At 30.5% G+C, this 19891-nt stretch carries 20 protein-coding genes; 5 read left to right on the forward strand and 15 right to left on the reverse strand.

The features are described 5' to 3' along the window. Positions 1 to 12: 12 nt before the first annotated feature. From BR66_RS0106825 to BR66_RS0106835, 3 genes are read right to left on the reverse strand one after another with little or no spacing between them, the layout of a single operon-like run. Entirely contained in the window at positions 13 to 834 is an 822-nt protein-coding gene (locus tag BR66_RS0106825; protein WP_242841124.1) for an ABC transporter permease, read from the reverse strand. A 1-nt stretch (position 835) separates the two neighbouring features. Continuing rightward, complete coding sequence (locus BR66_RS0106830; RefSeq protein ID WP_026882243.1) at positions 836 to 1810, reverse strand: ABC transporter ATP-binding protein; 975 nt, start codon at positions 1808 to 1810, stop codon at positions 836 to 838. Positions 1811 to 1821: 11 nt separating this feature from the next. Continuing rightward, a complete protein-coding gene (locus tag BR66_RS0106835) occupies positions 1822 to 2634 on the reverse strand; it encodes an ABC transporter permease (RefSeq protein WP_026882244.1) in 813 nt (270 codons plus the stop codon). Positions 2635 to 2814: 180 nt separating this feature from the next. Here BR66_RS0106835 and BR66_RS0106840 point away from each other — a divergent pair, with 180 nt between their 5' ends. From BR66_RS0106840 to BR66_RS25110, 3 genes are read left to right on the forward strand one after another with little or no spacing between them, the layout of a single operon-like run. Then, positions 2815 to 3741 carry a hypothetical protein gene (locus BR66_RS0106840; RefSeq protein ID WP_026882245.1) on the forward strand — a complete coding sequence of 309 codons (927 nt, stop codon included), beginning with the start codon at positions 2815 to 2817 and terminating at the stop codon, positions 3739 to 3741. A 16-nt stretch (positions 3742 to 3757) separates the two neighbouring features. After that, positions 3758 to 3979 carry a hypothetical protein gene (locus BR66_RS25595; protein WP_051624133.1) on the forward strand — a complete coding sequence of 74 codons (222 nt, stop codon included), beginning with the start codon at positions 3758 to 3760 and terminating at the stop codon, positions 3977 to 3979. Between the two features lie 15 nt (positions 3980 to 3994). Further along, positions 3995 to 4438 (forward strand): DUF1287 domain-containing protein, encoded by a 444-nt coding sequence (locus tag BR66_RS25110; protein ID WP_156946244.1) that lies wholly within the window; start codon positions 3995 to 3997, stop codon positions 4436 to 4438. A gap of 2 nt (positions 4439 to 4440) precedes the next feature. Here BR66_RS25110 and BR66_RS0106850 read toward each other — a convergent pair whose 3' ends face one another. The 9 genes from BR66_RS0106850 to BR66_RS0106890 all read right to left on the reverse strand — a co-directional run bounded on the left by BR66_RS0106850 (position 4441) and on the right by BR66_RS0106890 (position 14808). Next, entirely contained in the window at positions 4441 to 5625 is a 1185-nt protein-coding gene (locus BR66_RS0106850; RefSeq protein WP_026882246.1) for a tetracycline resistance MFS efflux pump, read from the reverse strand. 80 nt (positions 5626 to 5705) lie between these two features. Then, on the reverse strand, positions 5706 to 6281 hold the full coding sequence (locus BR66_RS0106855; RefSeq protein ID WP_026882247.1) for a flavodoxin family protein: 576 nt from the start codon (positions 6279 to 6281) through the stop codon (positions 5706 to 5708). A 190-nt stretch (positions 6282 to 6471) separates the two neighbouring features. Beyond that, positions 6472 to 6957, reverse strand: a complete 486-nt coding sequence (locus tag BR66_RS0106860; RefSeq protein ID WP_026882248.1) for a MarR family transcriptional regulator — start codon at positions 6955 to 6957, stop codon at positions 6472 to 6474. Between the two features lie 181 nt (positions 6958 to 7138). Then, on the reverse strand, positions 7139 to 8809 hold the full coding sequence (locus BR66_RS0106865) for a ribonuclease J (protein ID WP_026882249.1): 1671 nt from the start codon (positions 8807 to 8809) through the stop codon (positions 7139 to 7141). Between the two features lie 444 nt (positions 8810 to 9253). Continuing rightward, positions 9254 to 9454 carry a helix-turn-helix domain-containing protein gene (locus BR66_RS0106870; protein WP_207641239.1) on the reverse strand — a complete coding sequence of 67 codons (201 nt, stop codon included), beginning with the start codon at positions 9452 to 9454 and terminating at the stop codon, positions 9254 to 9256. A 266-nt stretch (positions 9455 to 9720) separates the two neighbouring features. Next, the gene (lon, locus tag BR66_RS0106875) at positions 9721 to 12102 is read right to left on the reverse strand and encodes an endopeptidase La (protein WP_026882251.1); all 2382 of its coding nucleotides are present in this window, start codon (positions 12100 to 12102) and stop codon (positions 9721 to 9723) included. An 82-nt stretch (positions 12103 to 12184) separates the two neighbouring features. Beyond that, positions 12185 to 12601, reverse strand: a complete 417-nt coding sequence (locus tag BR66_RS0106880; RefSeq protein ID WP_026882252.1) for a MarR family winged helix-turn-helix transcriptional regulator — start codon at positions 12599 to 12601, stop codon at positions 12185 to 12187. 139 nt (positions 12602 to 12740) lie between these two features. Then, positions 12741 to 13889: a glycosyltransferase family 4 protein gene (locus tag BR66_RS0106885; RefSeq protein ID WP_026882253.1), complete on the reverse strand. Its 1149-nt coding sequence runs from the start codon at positions 13887 to 13889 to the stop codon at positions 12741 to 12743. A gap of 106 nt (positions 13890 to 13995) precedes the next feature. After that, positions 13996 to 14808 carry a DUF1189 domain-containing protein gene (locus BR66_RS0106890; protein WP_026882254.1) on the reverse strand — a complete coding sequence of 271 codons (813 nt, stop codon included), beginning with the start codon at positions 14806 to 14808 and terminating at the stop codon, positions 13996 to 13998. A 222-nt stretch (positions 14809 to 15030) separates the two neighbouring features. On the opposite strand from BR66_RS0106890, the gene BR66_RS0106895 reads away from it, so the two are divergent. Both BR66_RS0106895 and BR66_RS0106900 read left to right on the forward strand, forming a co-directional pair. Continuing rightward, a complete protein-coding gene (locus BR66_RS0106895; RefSeq protein ID WP_026882255.1) occupies positions 15031 to 15642 on the forward strand; it encodes a DNA-3-methyladenine glycosylase in 612 nt (203 codons plus the stop codon). Positions 15643 to 15707: 65 nt separating this feature from the next. After that, entirely contained in the window at positions 15708 to 16208 is a 501-nt protein-coding gene (locus BR66_RS0106900; RefSeq protein WP_026882256.1) for an amidase domain-containing protein, read from the forward strand. Positions 16209 to 16377: 169 nt separating this feature from the next. Here BR66_RS0106900 and BR66_RS0106905 read toward each other — a convergent pair whose 3' ends face one another. The 3 genes from BR66_RS0106905 to recQ form a co-directional block, all read right to left on the reverse strand. Next, complete coding sequence (locus BR66_RS0106905; RefSeq protein WP_026882257.1) at positions 16378 to 17226, reverse strand: nitroreductase family protein; 849 nt, start codon at positions 17224 to 17226, stop codon at positions 16378 to 16380. Then, positions 17207 to 17653: a hypothetical protein gene (locus BR66_RS0106910; RefSeq protein WP_026882258.1), complete on the reverse strand. Its 447-nt coding sequence runs from the start codon at positions 17651 to 17653 to the stop codon at positions 17207 to 17209. The genes BR66_RS0106905 and BR66_RS0106910 overlap by 20 nt, the downstream gene beginning before the upstream one ends. Before the next feature lie 66 nt (positions 17654 to 17719). Beyond that, a complete protein-coding gene (gene recQ / locus BR66_RS0106915) occupies positions 17720 to 19885 on the reverse strand; it encodes a DNA helicase RecQ (protein WP_026882259.1) in 2166 nt (721 codons plus the stop codon). Positions 19886 to 19891: the final 6 nt, after the last annotated feature.

Here is a 19891-nt window from a genome sequence, read left to right on the forward strand (position 1 = left end):
TTATATCATAACTCAAAACAATGTCATATTACCTGTTTTTTTAGCATGCTTTTCTCCTAAAATCAAACAAAGATTTATTATTACGAACATGAGTAATATTATGAATATACTGCATAATATAGAGCTTTTGACTTCAGCTAAATTAGCTCCATTTAAAAACACTTTTCTTATTGCATCCAGGACATAGGTTAGTGGAAAAATAAAACTAATTATCTTTGCCCAAAATGGAAATATTGTTGTTGGAACTTTAACCCCAGAAAATATCTCCATAGGTTCCTCAAGAACTGTGAATAAAAAACCAGAGTCTCTTGAAAAAAGAAAAATGGCATTTAATAACATCCCCCACATAATAGCCATTACTATCATTAGCAAAAAAGTTATAATTGCAGCTGGAATATTTATATTAAAATATTCATGTTTCATTATAAATATTCCAATTGAAAACACAACCATAACCCAAACACTTTCAAAGAGCGATGATAGCGCATTCCCTAGTATTACTGCAAACCTATTTACTGGAGAAAGATATATGTATTCTAATGTTCCAGAAAGCCTTTCAAAAGAAAAATTCCAAGCTGACTGAACTAGGGATCTAAAAAAACTCATGCATATATATCCTAAAAGTATAAATATCAATAAATTTTTTTCATTAAGATATGATACAGTGCTACTATTAATATTAAAGGGTTTAAAACTAAAATATGAAGAAATAAAACTAAGTAGTGGCCAAATAAAAAGAGAAACATATATTATCTTATTGTGAAAATAAACTTTATGTTGTTTCAGCATCTCGGCTTTCATAGCTTTCATAGCTTTTATGAATTTTATCATCATTTTATGCCTCCTTTGCAAACCTTATTATTGCATCTTCTAGTTTTGGTTCCTCTTCATAAAGCTTTATAATTGGTACTTTATTATTCATACAAAACTTTGACAGGGTTAGTTTTAAATCTAGAGAGGATGTTATTGTAAATTGCTCTTCCTTATTATCATGTTCCACAACTACGGATTTGTCTGTTAACCTACATGCATTGTATATTCCTTCGTAAGCCACACTATTTTTTTCAACTTTTAAATATACAGTTTTATTTTTAAGTCCAAGCATTGCAAGGTTTTTGGGAGTTCCTTTTTCAATAATTTCGCCCTTATTTAGAATATATACATAATCACAAAGTTCCTCAATCTCTGCCATATAATGAGATGTAAGAAGTATCCCTTTTCCATCTTCACATGCGATTTTCTTCACATGATTCCTAAGCTCTTTTGCTATTAATGCATCAAGACCAAGAGTTGGTTCATCCATAAAAATATAATCAGGATTATTTATAAGACCCCTAGCAATTTGAAGTCTTTGTTTCATACCTTTAGAATAGTTTTCAACAGGCGTATCCTGCTTATCGGTAATTCCAACTAAATTTAAAAGCTCATCTATTCTCTTTGAAAGAATCTTATCATCAATACCATAAATTTGACCATAGTACCAAAGATTTTCTCTTCCAGTAAGGCGCCAATATATCATTCTCTCCCCACCTGCTACCATATTTATTCTCTTTTTTACCGTCATAGGATTTTTTATAGCGTCAATGCCGTCAACTGTTATTCTTCCTGATGTTGGAAGTAATAATGTTGAAAGCATTTTAATTGTTGTAGTCTTACCAGCTCCATTTATACCAAGCAAACCAATGATTTTCCCTTTTTCAATTTCCATGCATATGTTTTTTACAGCCTCAAGTTGTACTTTATTAGATTTAAAAAATCCTTTTCTAACCTTGGTCTCATATGTTTTTGCTAAATTTTCTACTTTAATCATTTTCTCTCTCCCTAACCTTGAATTTTTTCTAGAGCTATGTGTTCGATTTTCTTCATAAGTTTAAAACCTAAAATGCAATAAACAGTACTTAATATGAATACATAAATTATAGTACCCATTTGCTGCCTTATTCCCAGTCCTAAAAGTGATGATCCTCTTATTAAGTTTACAGCACCTGTTATTGGTATAAATACTGATATTATTCTAACTAATCTAGGCAAATACTCAATTGGATACGTTATTCCACATAATAAAAATAGTGCTAAAAAAAGTGTGTTCTGAGAGATATAAGTATCTCTAAAATAAAGCATAATGCAGGCTAAAACCATTGATAATGAAAAAAATGAAAAAAGACTTATAATAAATACAACAATGAAGGACATTGCATTGAAATTAGGAAATCTAAGTCCAAATGGAATACTCACCAAAATTGCAATTACGATTTCACCACTTGTAGTAATTACTTGCTGAAGCATACTACCCACAAAATATTGCATTCTATTAAATGGTGCAATCATAATGCTTTCAAGTGTACCTGTTCTAAGTTCTGTTATTAGACTTCTGCTTACGTTTAAACAAGTTCTAACAACATATAAATATACAGCTGTTCCCACAATAACATAGCTTATATAATCCCCAGTGCCTGCATATTGCTTAAAGGAGGCCTGCATACTTCCTCTAAATAGTAATTTATACATAAAAAATGCTGAAAGCGATGTATATATTCCTGTTAAAAGGTTACCAATAAAAAAATCCTTTGGATAGGCTCGTAATTGAACAATAAAGTTTCTAATAAAAGTGGCATTTAAAGTTTTAAGATTCATAGAAATTCTCCTCTAATAAATTTTGATTAACTAATTAGCTAATCATTTAATACTGTTCCTTAAGTTGAGAAGAGTATAGACAGAAGCTTGTACTTTGTCAATATAATTTTTTGATTTATTATCAATTTTTTCAAAAATTTCCTGTTTCAAGTTGTATAATAATATGAATAGGTATTCTAATTGGTATATTGTTCTACTTTTCAGCTTGCATGGAATGAATTAAAAAACAATATTGTAAAAGGTGATATTCTCCTTGATGGAAATGAAGAAGGTGCCGACTTTTTAAATAAGAGTTTGTCTACTAAGAATGATATTTCAGAAAAATCTTATTTAGCTATGGTAGGCTATAATAAAGATAATATTGTTCGAAAAATTAATAAGAGTTTAAAAGAAAAATTTGGTGCTAATGCTCCAATAGTTAACGCGAATTTAAAAGATCCAGAAGATATTTTAGCTTACTCGTATTTAAATGTTGATTTGCAATTTATGTATAAATTTCAGGAACTAACTCAACCTATAAACTTTATGAAATCCAAAATAAAAGCTTTTGGAATAGAGAAATTTAAAGGTGGTTCTATTGATAATAAGCTTAGTAATCAAATAAATATTTTAGACTATAAAAATGATTCAGATTTTATTATTAGTTTAAAGACACAAAATTCAAAAGATGAAATAATTTTAGCGAATGTAGAGCCACTAAACACGTTACAAAATACTATTGAAAATATAAACATAAGAATTAAAGATGGAAAAAAACAATGGCTAAATGATAATGATACCCTTCAAATTCCTATGATACATTTAAATCAAAATAAGGAATTTACCGAATTTGAAAACAAACGATTTTTAAATAATGGTTTTGAGGATTACAAGATTTCTAAGGCAATTCAAGATATTAATTTTAATCTTGATAATAATGGTGCTGAAATAAAATCTGATGCTAAAATCGAGATAAAAATTACTGCAAGAAATCCAAATATGAATCATATAAAACAAAAACATCTTATTTTTAATAAGCCATTTTTGATCATGCTAAAAGAGCACGGTAAAAGCAATCCTTATTTTGCAGCGTGGGTAGATAATACAGATGTGTTGATCAATCATTAAAGACAAGGAGATAGCAATGAAAAAACTTATTATTGGCATATTTTGCCTGTTCGTAATCACTATAACAGCAATCTTACTCTATGAAAAATCGGTAAATAACGATCCACTTTCCATTATTAAACCCAAAATTATAATTGATAACATTAAATGTAACAGTGATAAAAATAAAAATAGCATTGATGATCTTGATGATATAGTTATTGGAGCTAGACAAGATGCCATTAATAGAACAAAATAAAAGGATGCTTACTATATTGGTGGCTATCCGCCCAATAGTGAAGATGTTTGTACTGATGTTGTATGGAGAGCTTTAAAACATGCTGGATATGATTTGAAAACTGCTGTTGATAATGATATTAAACAAAATCCAAAAGATTATTCTGCATCAGTAAAAATTCCAGACCCAAATATAGACTTTAGGCGAGTAAAAAATCTCGAGATTTTTTTTAAAAGACACGCTTTAAATTTAACTACTCAAGTTATACCTAATGACAAAAATAACCTTATACAGTGGCAACGTGGTGATATAATAATTTTAGAGAGGCAGGAACATATAGGAATTATATCAGATAGGAGAGGAAGAAATGGCGTACCTTATGTTATACATAATTCGTTCCCCAGTGCACGAGAAAGTAATTCACTTTTAAGTTGGTACAAGCAGAATAGGGTTGTTGCACATTTTAGATTTCCCAATTAGACTTAAATATATTGTGGTCGTAATTTCGAGAATAAAATTAGCGATATAATCATAACACAAGATGCAACTCCATATAGAATGCTCGGACTGAATGAGTATATTGCAGCGGCTCCAAGAGGAACAAGAACTCTGTAAGCCGACTGCAAACTTTGATTTACACCTTGTAATTTCCCTTGGCTACTTTCGTCTACAGACTGCGAGAGTCTTCCGTTGTATGACGGATCGAACAAACCTTCGCCTAGGGTTATACTCATAACTGCAGCAATAATAATTACTGGAGATAAGATATGAACACTAAGAATTATTAGCCCTAGTCCCATTACCAGTCCGAAAAGTCCAACAATACCAATATTTCGCTCACTGAACTTCTTAATAAGAAGAGGTAATAAAACAGCTCGAGAAATAATATCGCAGGCTCCAATAATAGTAAATATACCACCGATACGCGCAGGGCCCCAGGAGAAGATATCTTTTAAAAAGATGCTGAAATTAAATTGATAGATTCCAATACCCACATAGAAGAATCCCCCGATGAAGATAAGCCATTTCGCTTCTTTCATTGTGATAATATCTTTGAACTGACCGAAGATATTGAAACTTTTTATTGAAAAATGAGTTGAGCGTTTTTCAGGAGACAGTGATTCTGGCAGAAAGAAATAGGTACAAATAACGGAGAGGAACATTATACCTGCTGTAACGAAAAACGGCAACGTAATTGAAATTGCCCCAAGTGGACCTCCCAGTGCAGGACCTATCATGCATCCTATACCCATGGCAGCACCTATATAACTAAAACATTTTGTGCGCTCATGTGGCTCCGTACTATCAGCAATATAAGCAAACAATGTACTGATATTCCCTGCTGTTAGTCCATCAATTATTCGGCCCAGAAAGAGGACCCACAGTGCTCTGCCCATGCCAAACATAATATATCCTATAACAGATCCTAATAAACTAATAATTAGAATCTTTTTTCTACCGTAGCGATCGCTTAATGCTCCAAATATTGGAGCTGCAAAAAAAGTGCAAGCTGCAAAAACTGATGCCAGAGTACTCATTCCTATAACTATTTGGGAAGAAGGCAAGTAACTACCAAGCAAAAATGGCAATAGTGGGAATACTACCGTCATCCCTATTCCATTCATTAGCACAATCCCCACAATGATCCACAAAGTATTTTTACGCATTTAAAATTTCCACCTCATCATTTTGATTTGTTATATTTACTACGGTTTTATCCCGCTCTTGAAACTATTTGTTCAACTGCTCATGGACGTATTTTATCTAAAGCTAGCGATGAGCCAATATCTTTCATAGCAGTTGGCAGCTCTTCTCTTTCATGAGCAGGTCCATTTCGCATACCGGTAACAACAACTACGTCTTTAACATCAAATTCTAGCATCTGAAACATTTTTTTAGTATAATCATAATACGTTTGAAACAGGCTTGAATCAGGATTACCCTGATCAAACACAAGAATCAGCTTTATAGCAGCATGTTCCTTGAACTTGGGATAGAATCGTGGATGATTTGTGGCAGACAACCTGTCCACGAATATCTTCGCCTGGGCGCTCATCTGCCCCATATAAGTTGGTGAGCCGAGAACAAGTGCATCGGCATCCTTAAGATTGTCATAAAGCTTCTGCATGTCGTCGCTTATAACACAACCCCCATCGCCATTGTGACAGGCAAAACAACCCTGGCACGGTTTGATATCAAGATCGCTGAAATTAAAGGATTGAGTTTCTGCGCCCTCTTCTTTTGCGCCTTCGAGTATTTTGTTTACTATCCACGCCGTGTTGCCTTCTTTATGCGGACTTCCAATAAATCCTATGATTTTCATTTGTTTTTCCATATAATGTTCCTCCTTAAATTCTCTCATCTGTAAAAAGAATATTTATGTTTCCTTGTCAACAAAATCATTTTATCATTTTATTGTTTCTCTGTCAACAATAAAATGAGGATTGCATCATACGCTTATGTTTCAGCGTATGATGCAATCCCCTTTAGGCTAACATTTTCATGCAACCCCATTATTCGAAATCATTGCCATTTGTTAAATCCTGACCCTGTTTCTTTATTTCTGCATCTAAGTGCCTACTATACTTTTCCACGAAGCTAAGTATGGTATCAAATTGTTCATCGGTTACCTGCTCAAATACCGCTTTATCCCGCTCTTGAAACTCTTTATGCAGCTCCTCGTGGACTTTGTTAATTGCTTTCCCTTGTGATGTCAATCTAAAATAGATTTCTTTTTTGTTATCCGGTTTCTGATAGCTTTCAATAATACCTTTTTTTATGAGCTTCTTAGTTAGTTTACTTACGGCACCCCTAGTCACATAAAAGGAATCCGCAAGTTTAGTCACATTAGAATCTACATTTCTTCCAATGTATTCGATGCAATGTATTTCAGAAGACTTATAGCCCTTAAGACTGTCTCTCATCTTAGGTTTATTAAGCGAAACTATCTTGTTTAATATTTCCCTGAAACCCTTTATGACCTGTTCTTCTTTTTTCATGACCTGTCCTCCAACCCGTTATTGTATTAACAATATTATATTATACTTTTGTTTCCACTTCAACAATGCTAAAGTAATTATTTTAAGAATTGGGCTGCATCTGAAAAAACAGACACAAAGATGTATAACTACAAAAACGCTCTAAAACCATAGTTAAGATTTTAGAGCGTTTTTATTCATATTAAATTTCCATGATTATTGGTATAACAATTGGTTTTCTTCTCGTTTTGTTATATATGAATTCACCTAATGAATATTTTATTTTAGATTTTATTATATAAGAATCTATAATTTTTTTATCTAGGCATTTTTCTAGCTCAACTTTAACTACATCTCTTGCTTCACCTAATAGATCTTTAGATTCTCTCTCGTATACAAAACCTCTTGTAATAATATCCGGTCCTGATAATACGCTAATTGAATCTTTACTTAGAGTTACTACCACGGTTATTATTCCATCTTCTGATAGATGCTTTCTATCTCTAAGTACCATATTACCTACATCGCCAATACCAAGTCCATCAATCATAACTGAGCCTGAAGGCACTATTCCAGATACTCTAGCCCCATTTCTACTAAGTTCAAGTACCTGACCTGTCTCTAAAATGAATATATTTTTAGAGTCCATGCCAAGACCTTCCGCAAGTAATCCATGTTGTCTAAGATGTCTAAATTCACCATGCACAGGCATAAAAAATCTAGGTTTTACTAAACTATGCATCAATTTTAGTTCTTCTTGACAAGCGTGACCTGAAACATGAACTTCTTCTATAGCATTATAAATTACTTCTGCACCCTTCTTGAAAAGTGCATCTATAAGTTTAGATATCAATTTTTCATTTCCTGGAATTGGCGAAGCTGATATAATTACCATATCGCCCTTTTCAATTGTAATTTTTTTATGAGTTGAAGATGCAATTCTAGAAAGAGCAGCCATTGGCTCTCCCTGACTACCTGTTGTTATAATTGTTATTTTCTCAGCAGGATATTTATGAATATCATCTACACTTATTAGTTGATCTTCAGGTAAATTCATATAACCTAGCTCCATAGCTATTCCAGATATTTTCTCCATACTTCTTCCACTAAAGGCAATTTTTCTGCCATAAAACAAAGATGAATTTATGATTTCTTGAACTCTATTAATATTTGATGCAAAAGAAGCAACGATTACTCTACCTTTTGCATTCCCAAAAATTCTTGTTAGGTTTTCACCTATAACTTTTTCTGAGATTGTATATCCAGTTCGTTCAACATTCGTACTGTCTGCCATTAATAGCAGTACTCCTTGCTTACCTAATTTTGCAAAGCGGTGGAGGTCTATTATTTCTCCATCTATAGGTGTGTAATCTATTTTAAAATCTCCTGTATGAATTATTACACCTTCTGGTGTATGTATAGCTATGGCACATGCATCTGCTATGCTATGACAGGTTCTTATAAATTCGATCTTGAAACTTTCAGTTTTAATCTCTTCTCCTGGCTTAACCTCAACAAGTGTGCAGTCAGATAGGATTTTATGTTCCTCAAGCTTGCTTTTTACAAGACCTAACGTGAGCTTTGTACCATAAACAGGAACATTGAGTTGTTTCAAAACATATGGCAGAGCTCCAATGTGATCCTCGTGCCCATGTGTTAAAAAGATTCCTTTTACTTTTTCACTATTATTTAATAAATATGTTATATCAGGTATTACCAAATCAACACCGAATAGCTCAACACCCGGAAATGCTAAACCACAATCAATAATAATAATTTCTTCACCGTATTCTATAGCTGTAATATTTTTTCCAATTTCCCCTAGACCTCCTAGTGGAATAACTTTAACTTTATTTCTAGTTTTCGTTTTCATCTTATCTCCTGTCTGTTAAATAATTTTTAACATTTAATATATTTTTTTGTTTTTTAATATCAATCATATAAAACCCCATAAAAATCAAACCCACTGAGTAAATGGGTGGAACGACATTTATTTAATAGTGTTTGTAATACTGTACTAGTATGTTACTATTTTCAGTAAAACTCTATAAACTATATAACTAAAATTAAAGTGTTTACCATAAGTAATTAAAATATAACTTTTGCCGTAAATAAATTACGCTAAGCAATATATTAATAATTATCAGTATAGTTAAATAGATTAATTCGTTTTTTATAGTTGAATACATGTGAAAAAACTTGAATAAATATAGATCCCATATTATTAATGATGGTGGAAACTAAATTTATATTCATTCATCTTTTTTCATAGTTATCATCTAGAACTAGAAAAACTAATTAAGACAGCTGGGAAAAATTATAATCTCTCACCATGCTTTAACTGTTCTATAAACTCACCAAGATCACTTCTCTTTACTCTCCAGTGACGTCCAATTTTAAAAGCTGGGATTTTACCTTGTTGAACTAATTTATATGTAGTTACTTCACTAATCTTTAAATACGCAGCCACTTCACTGACCGTCATAATTTCAGTTTCGTTAAGGTCCATATCTGTCATATTTGTTTTCCTTTCTTTTAATTAATTATTTCAAACATGTTTTATATCATGTAATCATTATATATAATACATTATAAATAAGCAAGCTTTATTATAATTAAAGGTAATAAATTATATTTTATTGTCTCTAATATGTCTAATTTATAAATGGTTATATTGAGAAGTATTATATTACACTGGATTATCCCTTGTTTAAATTATAAATAAAAAGTGTAAAGCCTTAAATGCAGGAAGGCTTTACACTTTTATTTCAATATAATTTAAATTTATACATTTGCTCCACTAGCAGTACTTGTTACCATTTCAAGAACATCTGCTTTGGGCAATTTTATGCCAATAGTTTCTTTTAGTACATCTTCAATAGTTTCAACAAGTATAAATTGCAAATCATTTCTCACATCTTTAGGTATATCCAATATGTCTTTTTCATTATCCTTTGGCAAAATTACACGTTTAATTCCTGAGCGATGAGCTGCAAGTACTTTTTCTTTAATTCCGCCTACAGGAAGTACTGCTCCTCTTAATGAAATTTCACCTGTCATTGCCATTTTAGGATCAACCTTACGCCCTGTTACTAATGATGCAATTGTTGTAAACAATGATACTCCTGCAGATGGTCCATCCTTTGGTATAGCCCCTGCTGGTACGTGAATGTGTAAATCATTTTTATTAAATTCAATATATTTTAAATTTAAAGCTAGTCTTGAACGAATAAGACTCTGAGCAATTTTAGCTGATTCTTTCATTACATCTCCAAGTTGGCCTGTAAGTATCAATTGTCCAGTTCCTGGCATAAGTGCACCTTCAATGAATAATATTTCTCCACCAACTGGTGTCCATGCAAGTCCGGTAACAACCCCTGGAGCATTATTTTTACCTACTTTATCATGGGAAGCAAGTTCTTGTCCTAAAATATCTAATAACATATTATCCTTAATTACATAAGGTAGATCAACTTGAGCTAGAACTATCTTTTCAGCAGCTACTCTTGCAACTGTTGCAAGTTGTCTTTTAACCCCTCTTACACCCGCTTCTCTAGTGTATTTTTCAATTATTGTTTTTAAAGCTTCATCTTCAATTTGAAGTTGATCATTATTTAGACCATTTTCTTCAAATACAGAAGTTACTAAATGCTCTTTTGCTATATGAAATTTTTCATAGCTTGTATAGCTACTTATATCTATAACTTCCATACGATCTCTTAATGGTCCTGGAATATCACCTAATGAATTTGCTGTTGCTATAAAAAACACTTCTGATAAATCATAAGGCACATCCAAATAGTGATCTGAAAATGTATTGTTTTGTTCAGAATCTAAGACTTCTAAAAGTGCACTGGCTGGATCTCCATTTCCAGATGTCATCAATTTATCAATTTCATCTAAAATAAATACTGGGTTTTTTTCACCTGCACGCTTAATACCTTGGATGATTCTCCCTGGTAATGCACCAATATAAGTTCTTCTATGTCCCCTTATTTCAGCTTCATCTCTTACTCCACCAAGACTAATCCTCACGTATTTACGTCCTAAGGCCTCAGCAATACTCTTACCTAAGCTTGTTTTACCAGTTCCTGGAGGTCCTACTAATAATAAAATGGATCCTTGTTTGTTCTGTTTTAATTTCATTACTGTTAAATGTTGAATAATACGATTTTTAACCTTTTCAAGCCCATAGTGCTGGGTATCTAATAATTTTCTTGAAGCTTCTATGTCTACATCTTTAACTTTACTTTCGCCCCAAGGTAAATCCGTTAGTAGGTCAAGATAATTTTCTATAACATTTCCTTCTGAGCTATTTGCACCTTGCCTTTCTAATTTATTAAGTTCATCCAGTGCAACTTCCTTAACATCTTCAGGCATGCCGGCTGCTTCAATTAATTCTTTGTAATCTTTTTTCTTTTTTGATGTGGTTCCTTCTGTTTCATCCAATTCTTCTTGAATAGATTTAAGTTGTTGCCTCAACATATTTTCTCTGTAGTTTTTATTGACCTTCTCATTAAACTTTGTAGCAATCTCCATCTGAAATTTAATAGATTCTTTTTGCTCGATTAAAATATCTAAAAATCTAAGACTCTTTCTTCTCAATGATCTAATCTCTAAGAAGGCTTGTCTGTCTTCAAAAGACAAATTCATAAATGGAAATAGGTAAGAAATAATATCTGTAATATCATCTAATTTATTTATATATTCCACATAAGTTTCTGAGCCTCTAAAATTTTGGCTAATTTCAGCTACTAAAGTTTTTATATAATTAATCATTTCTTTTTGATTTCCTTTATCCAAATCTATTATGTCGGATATAAAATCATAAGATATTTTGTAGTCTGTAGCATCTGGGATAAATGCTTTTACTTCAACTCTTTCAATTACATCTATAACAAATTCATAACCATCACTTAATACTTTGGTATCATCAATCTTAATTAATGTTCCAACATGATAAAAATCATCTTCTCCATATAGGCTACCATCATGGCCTTCTTTAAGTGCTAATGCAACTCCATAAAAATCATCTTGTACAATTCTTTTATAAAATTGATTTCCAATTTCTTTGCTAATTTTTATAGTTGTACTTTTTCCAGGTAATAGTACTGTATTTGGTATAACAACTAAGGATAATTCTCTTTTAACATTTAGTTCTTTCACGATAATCATCTCCAAATTATTTTAGATTGGGTATAGTTAGTTTTCTTCTAACTAACTATATTTTTAAAAAAAATTCATTTTTTTATTTTATTTTTGATAATAGTGTTATCAAGTCATCGATTTCTTGTTCATCAAGACTTTCTATTATTCTATCCACTACTCTCTTGACAGCTAATTGTTCAAATCTCGCAATACCTTTTCCCTTACTTGTAAGGTGAAGATAGTAAACTCTTCCGTCTTCATTACATTTTTGCTTGTATATACATTCTAGTTTAATAAATTTCTTTATCATTTCAGTAACAGATGGTTTAGATAAGTCTAAATCCTTTGCCAATTTGCTAGTGGTAACACAATCATATTGGTCAAATTTTTTTATATATTCAATTTGACGAAGGGTTAATTCCGACATGTTCAACTCATCAATTAGTTTACATGAGCACTCACCCTTAATTTCCATAAGTCCACTATAAGTCTCGTAGAGCTTTTTATTGATATCCAAAAGATCACCTCATAAGTTTGTTAGGTTTTCCCTAACAACATCATAAATCACATTAGAAGATTTGTCAACAAAAAAATAGAAAAACTTATAGACAGCATTTTGATGAATATGATTTCTATCTACAAGTTTTATATGAAATTTAAGAAATTATACTTTGCTTACATTTTTTACTTAATATAATATTCTCATAAGTTTTAATAAGATTTTGGAATATGCAATCCCAGGATCTTTCTAAAACAGTTTTTGTAGCATTATGTTTTATATTATTCATTAGACTTTTATCCTCTATAATTTCAATGATTAAATTTGCTAAATCCTCTGCGTCTCCAGGTTTAAATAACATTCCATTAATCCCATTATCTACGGTATCTTTCACCCCTCCTGCATTGGCTGCTATTACTGTAAGTCCTGATGCCATTGCTTCTAATACAACATTCCCAAAGGTTTCTGTGCGTGAGGGAAACACAAATATATCACTAGAGGCATAAATTTTTGCAAGTTCGCTACCTATTTTATAACCTGTGAATATGGTCCCTTTTGGAAAACTTTTTTTATATACTTCAAGTTCCGGTCCATTTCCAGTAATGATGAGTGCTACTTTATCTTTGTACCTATTTAATATTTTTGCATATCCCTCTTGTAAAATATTGATGTCTTTTTCTTTTGCTACTCTTCCAACATAAAGCAAAACTATTTTATCATGTATTCCTAATTGTTTTCTTAACTCAATGCTTCTAAATTTGTCATTGAAATTGTTAATATCTATACCTCTTGAAAAAATACCAGTATTGTTTATCCCATGGCTAATAAGGAGTTTTTTAGTTTCCATGGATGGACATAACGTGATTTCATTTTGATTATGAAACCAACGCATATAATTCCATAAAGCATTTTGGAACATATCTAAATTATAATATTTTAGATATTGAACAAAGTTTGTAGTATAACTTGATATAGTTGGTATACCTAATTTTTTCCCATAGGTGAGTCCTGCTATACCCATATTAAGTTCTGTCATTATATGAATAATATCAGGTTTGAACTTCAAAAGTGAATTCCTTAATCTGAAAATATTGGGTAGTGATAACCTACATTCAGGATATAAAAAAAATTTAATACTTACAAATTTTTCAACATTATAATTTTTATTTAACTCTAAATAGCTGTCTGGTGCAAAAACAAGATACTCTATATTCTTTGATTTATAATACTCAATAAGCTTTGATAAAGTATTAGTAACGCCATTTACTTGTGGCAAAAAAGTATCAGTAAACAAAGCAACTCTCACCGTATTACACCTCCCTTATACTTTTATAATATTCTAAATAAATAGGATTTGTAATTTACTGGAGTTAATTTATGATTATATTTTTGTTAAGTTGCAATAATTATCTTTATAATTGCCTAAGATTAGTACCAGTATTAGAATTTTTAATTTTATTTAGTGCAAAACATATATAACCAAAACCAATAATATGATATGCTAGCCAATAATAGCTAAAATGTTCAATACTTATAATTTTTAAAATAGTGTCAATTATTAGTGGCGTAGTTAATGCATAAATACTTATGCTATACAACTGACCATATTTTAAATTTGTTTTAAAAACTCCATTAATTATTAGGGCCAATAAAGCTAAAAATAAAGCACTTAGGAGTCCACCTAAAAAGTACCAAATAATGTTTCCAATAAAAATGAATGGTATAACTAGCTTTATTAGAGGTAGATATACATTTACCTGCTTTTTATTAATAGTTGAACCTTGCAATGACTTAAAATCAAAAATTTGAGTCTGTGCTCCACTTTGTTTTTCAATCAATTTATCTTTTAATATTAAAATACCTCTATCATAAGAATTTAAAACATCAGTACTAGTGTTATTAGTTGTATCTATAACAAAATAATAATTATTATCTTTAGATAAAACCAGAGGCATATCTCCTGTTACACTTAATTGTCCATCTTTAAGTTCAAAATCAGGGCATTTGTCATTATATATTTTTATAAATTGAGAAATTCCATTATTGGTGTCAATAGCGCCTCTTAAAGAGCCCACTGCACCTAGTAGTAATGATAATAATAACAAATATATTATTGACTTTCCAGCTGTGTCTTTTAAAACATCTTTATAATGTTTTATTCCTTGAACACTGAATATTGCCTTGCTCCAAAAACTGAGTTTTCTTTTTCCAATATTACTTTCCATAAAAATTCCTCCTTAACATATAAATTTAACTTTAATTACTATATTCCTTATATTTATATTAATTACTCTTTTACAAAATTTCATAGTTTCATTTCAATTCCATGATGTATAATCCATCTTCAAAATTAGCATGTATTACTGTTAACGGTGACATAATAGAAATTAAAGGTAGAAATCAAATAAACTTATTATAAATTCAAACACAAAAGAAGGTATTGACAAATGAATAAGATTAATAGGGAATTTTTTCAAAGAAATACGATAACAGTAGCTAAAGAGCTACTAGGAAAAGTTTTAGTACACGAAATTCATGGATTAAAACTTGCTGGTAAAATAGTCGAGACAGAAGCCTATTTAGGTCTTGAAGACAAAGCTGCACATTCCTTTGGTGGAAAAAGAACACCTAGAGTAGAAGTTATGTATGGTAAGGCGGGTATTTCATATATTTATCTTATTTATGGTATGTATTATTGTTTTAACGTTATTACGCGTAAAGAGGATATACCTGAAGGCGTATTAATAAGGGCATTAGAACCTTTAGAAGGATTTGATGAAATGGCAGTTAATAGATTTAACACCACCTATGATAAACTTACAAAACTTCAAGTAAAAAACTTGACCAATGGCCCTGGAAAACTTTGTATTGCAATGACCATAGATAAATCCTTAAATAAAAATGATATGTGTGTTAATAATAATTTTTATATAGCTGATTATAATTTTAGAGATTTCGAAATAGTATCTACTAAGAGAATTGGCATCGATTATGCAGAGGAATATAAAGATTTGCTTTGGAGATTTTATATTAAAGATAACATAAATAAAATATATTAAAATTAGATTAAAACTTTTAGCCTAGATAACATAAAATATACAGTAAATAATTTTACGAGGGAATTATGAATCATATAACAAGTTCATCATATTCTAAAGTAAAAGCCGTGAAGTATGCTAAAAATTATGCTAAAATCCCAAATCCTGCCTTTAAATATATACCTGTATATGACGATAATGGAGGTGATTGTACAAATTTCACGTCTCAATGTTTACTCGCCGGAGGTGCACCTATGGTTTTTTTAGATAAAAATCCCTGGTGGTATAACAATAAAGGTTGGTCCATTTCTTGGGCTGTAGCAGGTGCACTTTATTGGCACTTAAAAACCAATGGTATAAATAATTTGTATGGTGTAAAAGCTTCAGAGGTATCATCTTTAGCTTTACTTGAAGCTGGGGATATTATTTTCTATGAAAACATCAACGGTAAGATAGCTCACTCTGCAACAATTACTTCTTTTTATTATTCTTATCCTCTTGTGTCGCAGCACACTCCAAATATGCTTAATATCCCTTATGAAAAAGAATGGGCAACTAAGATGCATTTTATGAGAATATCTTTATAATGCATCTGCAAGTAAATAATTAATTAAAGATGCAAACTAGTATACTAGTTTATTGTATTTTGAAGATGCCTATAACGATTTTATCATAAAATGAAGGTGACACAAAAAATCTTATGATTATTTTGTGTCACCTTCATTTTTAATTAACAAATATATATTATTCTACATGTTATTCCTTAAGCCAACTGATTATGAATTCTGTATCTTTGGGAGTATTTTTAATGTGCTTAAACTCTTTTGACCAATGTCCACTTAAATTTAATTCTTTTGCTGAAGCTTCAAAATGATACATAGCAATACCCATATCAATTTTTTCCATGTCAAACCCCATAGAATTATATCCTTTTGTATGATTTAGAAAAAAGTGAAAACCACTATTGTCCACTACTATTCTCCAAGGTTGTTTATTTGAAGCTGATGGAGCTAGTCTTACCATTTCTAATGGTTTAGCATATTCTCCAGCTTTTGACTCATCAAGTTTTTTAGTAAAGTCCTCACTAAAAACTATATCGTTAAATATTTTTCTGTTTTTCCCACCAGAAACAAGCCTCATCATTTTTTCAGTGAAACTCCTTTTTTCCGCAGGTATACCAATAGGTAAAACAATTGGCATTATTTCATTGTCCTTACTATCAATAACTTTAGCAAATTCACCTTTATTAAAGGTTCCTCCAAGCCATACTGTACCTACGCCAATAGAAGTCGCATATAATACAATATTTTCTAAAATATAGCCAAGCTGTTCTAATGCCTCATCATTTTTTTCTATAGACGTTACAATAAATGAACTAACACCTTTTATTACACCATATGTACCAAGTTTAATATTCTCATTGCTTTTATCAAATTTATCAATTATTTCAAACCTAACTTTTTCATTAAATGGTCCACTAACATTATCCATACGATTTTGTAACTTGGCTTTAATATCTTCTGATAATGGTTTATTATCATAGGTTCTTATTGATGTTCTATATTTAATAACATCCATAATTGATTTACTTAAATCTATACTCATAAGTTAATTCCACCTTTTTTTTTAATTTCTCAACTTTTTTATTAAAGTCATAAACGCTACTCTCTAATTTTAGCAGTTTTGATTCAAATAAGTTCATTGAGCTTAATATTTCTATAACTTCTCTTTTATTTATATTAAATTCATTCCCCTGATTATCTATACATATTAAACTAGCTTGTCCATTACACTTACAACAAAACGGATTCCATAATTCCTCCCCATTTTTTTCTTGAATTTTAACCTTGAAAATATCATTACCACATTGTTTGCACTTGCTACTAATTGATGTGAATTTTTCACATGAAATAGTCTTAATATTCATCTTACATTCATTGCAAAAGTAATCTATCTTACCATTGCCTGATAATATTTTTAATTTTACTGATCCACATTTCGGACAATTGGCTGTCCTAATTATCTTTCTCATAATATCACTCCCAATATTAATTATTCAAATTAATATTGAAATATAACCTAAAATTAACAATTAATATTAAATTTTGTTTATACCATAATTTTTTATTATAACCGATCTTATTGCGTCATAGGATATTTTTTGCGATACCTTAGCCTTTATTAAACCTATACTTTCAACCCCAAATTCATCAGCTATTAAAATGATCTCTTTTTCCTCTTCTGCTGTGAAAAATTCATCAAAATTAATTTCTAATATATCTACATTTCCCTCTTTAAAATACTTTTCTATATGAGATAATATGGTGTTAATTGTAAGGCTTCTGGTTTTGGCAATTTCTTTTATGCCTTTACCTTCCTTTATCATATTTATAGTTTTCTCATGAGTTTTCTCTTTATTACTTGTAGTTTTAGTTGTACGAGTGACTTTAACTTTAGATTCTGATTTTTCAATCCAATTCACTTCAATATTGTTTTTTATCACATAATCATTTATTACCCCCAAAAATTCTTCTCCGTATTTATCGTATTTTACTTGACCTACACCAGATATCTCAAATAATTGTTCTTTATTTAATGGATACCTAAGACTCATTTCCTTTAATGTATTATCAGGGAAAATGAAATATGGTGGTACTCCAGCATCCGTTGCCATTTGTTTACGTAAAGTTCTTAGTATTTCAAAAAGCTCATTATTCTCAGAGATCTTTTTAACCTTAATTACTTCCTTGAAAACAACCTTTTCTTGCCCCTTTAAAACCTTCATGGAATTATTGCTGAGTATAACAGTTGGATATTCACCTTCTTTTAAAGCTATAAAATTATGGGATATCAGTGTATTTATAAAATCCGCTAAATCTTTTTTATTATAATTTTTCATTATTCCATAAGTAGAAAGTTCATTAAATTTATACTGCAATATTTTCTTTTGTGCAGAACCTCTTAATACGTCCACAATAGTATTAACTCCAAAATCTCTTTTCATCCTATAAATACATGACAAAACTTTTTGTGCTTCTACAGTTTTATCAGTTAATTCTCCCTCACTTAAACAACTACTACAATTAGCACAATCATCATAATCCGTTTCTTCACCAAAATAGTTTAATATGTATTTTCTAAGGCATCCATTATGATGAACAAAATCTATCATAGTCTGTAGCTTTTTATAGTCACTTACTCTTCTTTCAGGCTGCTGAGTTCCAACTTCTATTAAATATTTTTGAGTTATAATATCCTGTGGTGCAAACAATAAAATACATTCACTTAGTTCACCATCACGTCCTGCTCTTCCTATTTCTTGATAGTATCCTTCAATATTTTTAGGCATATTATAGTGAATTACAAAACGTACATTTGATTTGTCTATTCCCATTCCAAATGCATTAGTAGCTACCATAACATTAACCCTATCATATACAAAATCCTCTTGATTTTTTTTTCTTTCTTTGTCTGATAATCCTGCATGATATCTAGTTACTGATATATTATTTTCAGTTAATTTTTCATAAATATTGTCTGCTTCTTTTCTAGTTGACACATATATTATTCCAGATTGATCTTTATTTTCATTTACATAGTTTAATGTATACCCGAGTCTATCTCCTATTTTCAATACATTGATTTTTAGATTTTCTCTGTCAAAGCTTGATATATAAATTTCAGGGTTTTTGAGTTCTATTGATCTAACTATATCTTTACGAACTTCCTCAGTAGCGGTTGCCGTAAATCCAGTAATTATTGGCCTTTTGGGAAGTTCTCTTATAAATTGACTTATATACCTATAGCTTGTTCTAAAGTCATGTCCCCATTGTGATACGCAATGTGCTTCATCTACAGCTATTTGAGATATATTTAATCTCCTAATAAGTTCGCAGAATTCAGGGGATTGTAGTCTTTCCGGTGCTAAGTAAAGTAATTTTATCTGATCTGTATTTAAATTTTCAATTACTTCCTGAGTTTGTTTATATGTAAGTGAACTATTTATATAGTCTGCACTTATTCCTAAAGATTTAATATTGTCTACCTGATCCTTCATAAGAGATATAAGTGGCGATATAACAATAGTAATTCCATCAAATAAAAGTGCTGGAATCTGATAACAAATTGATTTACCTCCACCTGTAGGCATAACAGCTAACGTATCCTTTCCAGAAAGTATGCTGTTTATTATAGAATTTTGAGAACTACGGAATTCTTTATATCCAAAATACTCTTGTAATGCATTTAATGCTTTATTAACCAATCGTGA

It is taken from the genome of Clostridium akagii DSM 12554, from assembly GCF_000686725.1.
Classification (GTDB): domain Bacteria; phylum Bacillota; class Clostridia; order Clostridiales; family Clostridiaceae; genus Clostridium_I; species Clostridium_I akagii.

Coding starts and splice junctions, on each gene's coding strand:
- BR66_RS0106825 (WP_242841124.1), bottom strand. CDS start 834: ATGATGATAAAATTCATAAAAGCTATGAAAGCTATGAAAGCCGAGATG.
- BR66_RS0106830 (WP_026882243.1), bottom strand. CDS start 1,810: ATGATTAAAGTAGAAAATTTAGCAAAAACATATGAGACCAAGGTTAGA.
- BR66_RS0106835 (WP_026882244.1), bottom strand. CDS start 2,634: ATGAATCTTAAAACTTTAAATGCCACTTTTATTAGAAACTTTATTGTT.
- BR66_RS25595 (WP_051624133.1), top strand. CDS start 3,758: ATGAAAAAACTTATTATTGGCATATTTTGCCTGTTCGTAATCACTATA.
- BR66_RS0106850 (WP_026882246.1), bottom strand. CDS start 5,625: ATGCGTAAAAATACTTTGTGGATCATTGTGGGGATTGTGCTAATGAAT.
- BR66_RS0106855 (WP_026882247.1), bottom strand. CDS start 6,281: ATGAAAATCATAGGATTTATTGGAAGTCCGCATAAAGAAGGCAACACG.
- BR66_RS0106860 (WP_026882248.1), bottom strand. CDS start 6,957: ATGAAAAAAGAAGAACAGGTCATAAAGGGTTTCAGGGAAATATTAAAC.
- BR66_RS0106865 (WP_026882249.1), bottom strand. CDS start 8,809: ATGAAAACGAAAACTAGAAATAAAGTTAAAGTTATTCCACTAGGAGGT.
- BR66_RS0106870 (WP_207641239.1), bottom strand. CDS start 9,454: ATGACAGATATGGACCTTAACGAAACTGAAATTATGACGGTCAGTGAA.
- BR66_RS0106890 (WP_026882254.1), bottom strand. CDS start 14,808: ATGGAAAGTAATATTGGAAAAAGAAAACTCAGTTTTTGGAGCAAGGCA.
- BR66_RS0106895 (WP_026882255.1), top strand. CDS start 15,031: ATGAATAAGATTAATAGGGAATTTTTTCAAAGAAATACGATAACAGTA.
- BR66_RS0106900 (WP_026882256.1), top strand. CDS start 15,708: ATGAATCATATAACAAGTTCATCATATTCTAAAGTAAAAGCCGTGAAG.
- BR66_RS0106905 (WP_026882257.1), bottom strand. CDS start 17,226: ATGAGTATAGATTTAAGTAAATCAATTATGGATGTTATTAAATATAGA.
- BR66_RS0106910 (WP_026882258.1), bottom strand. CDS start 17,653: ATGAGAAAGATAATTAGGACAGCCAATTGTCCGAAATGTGGATCAGTA.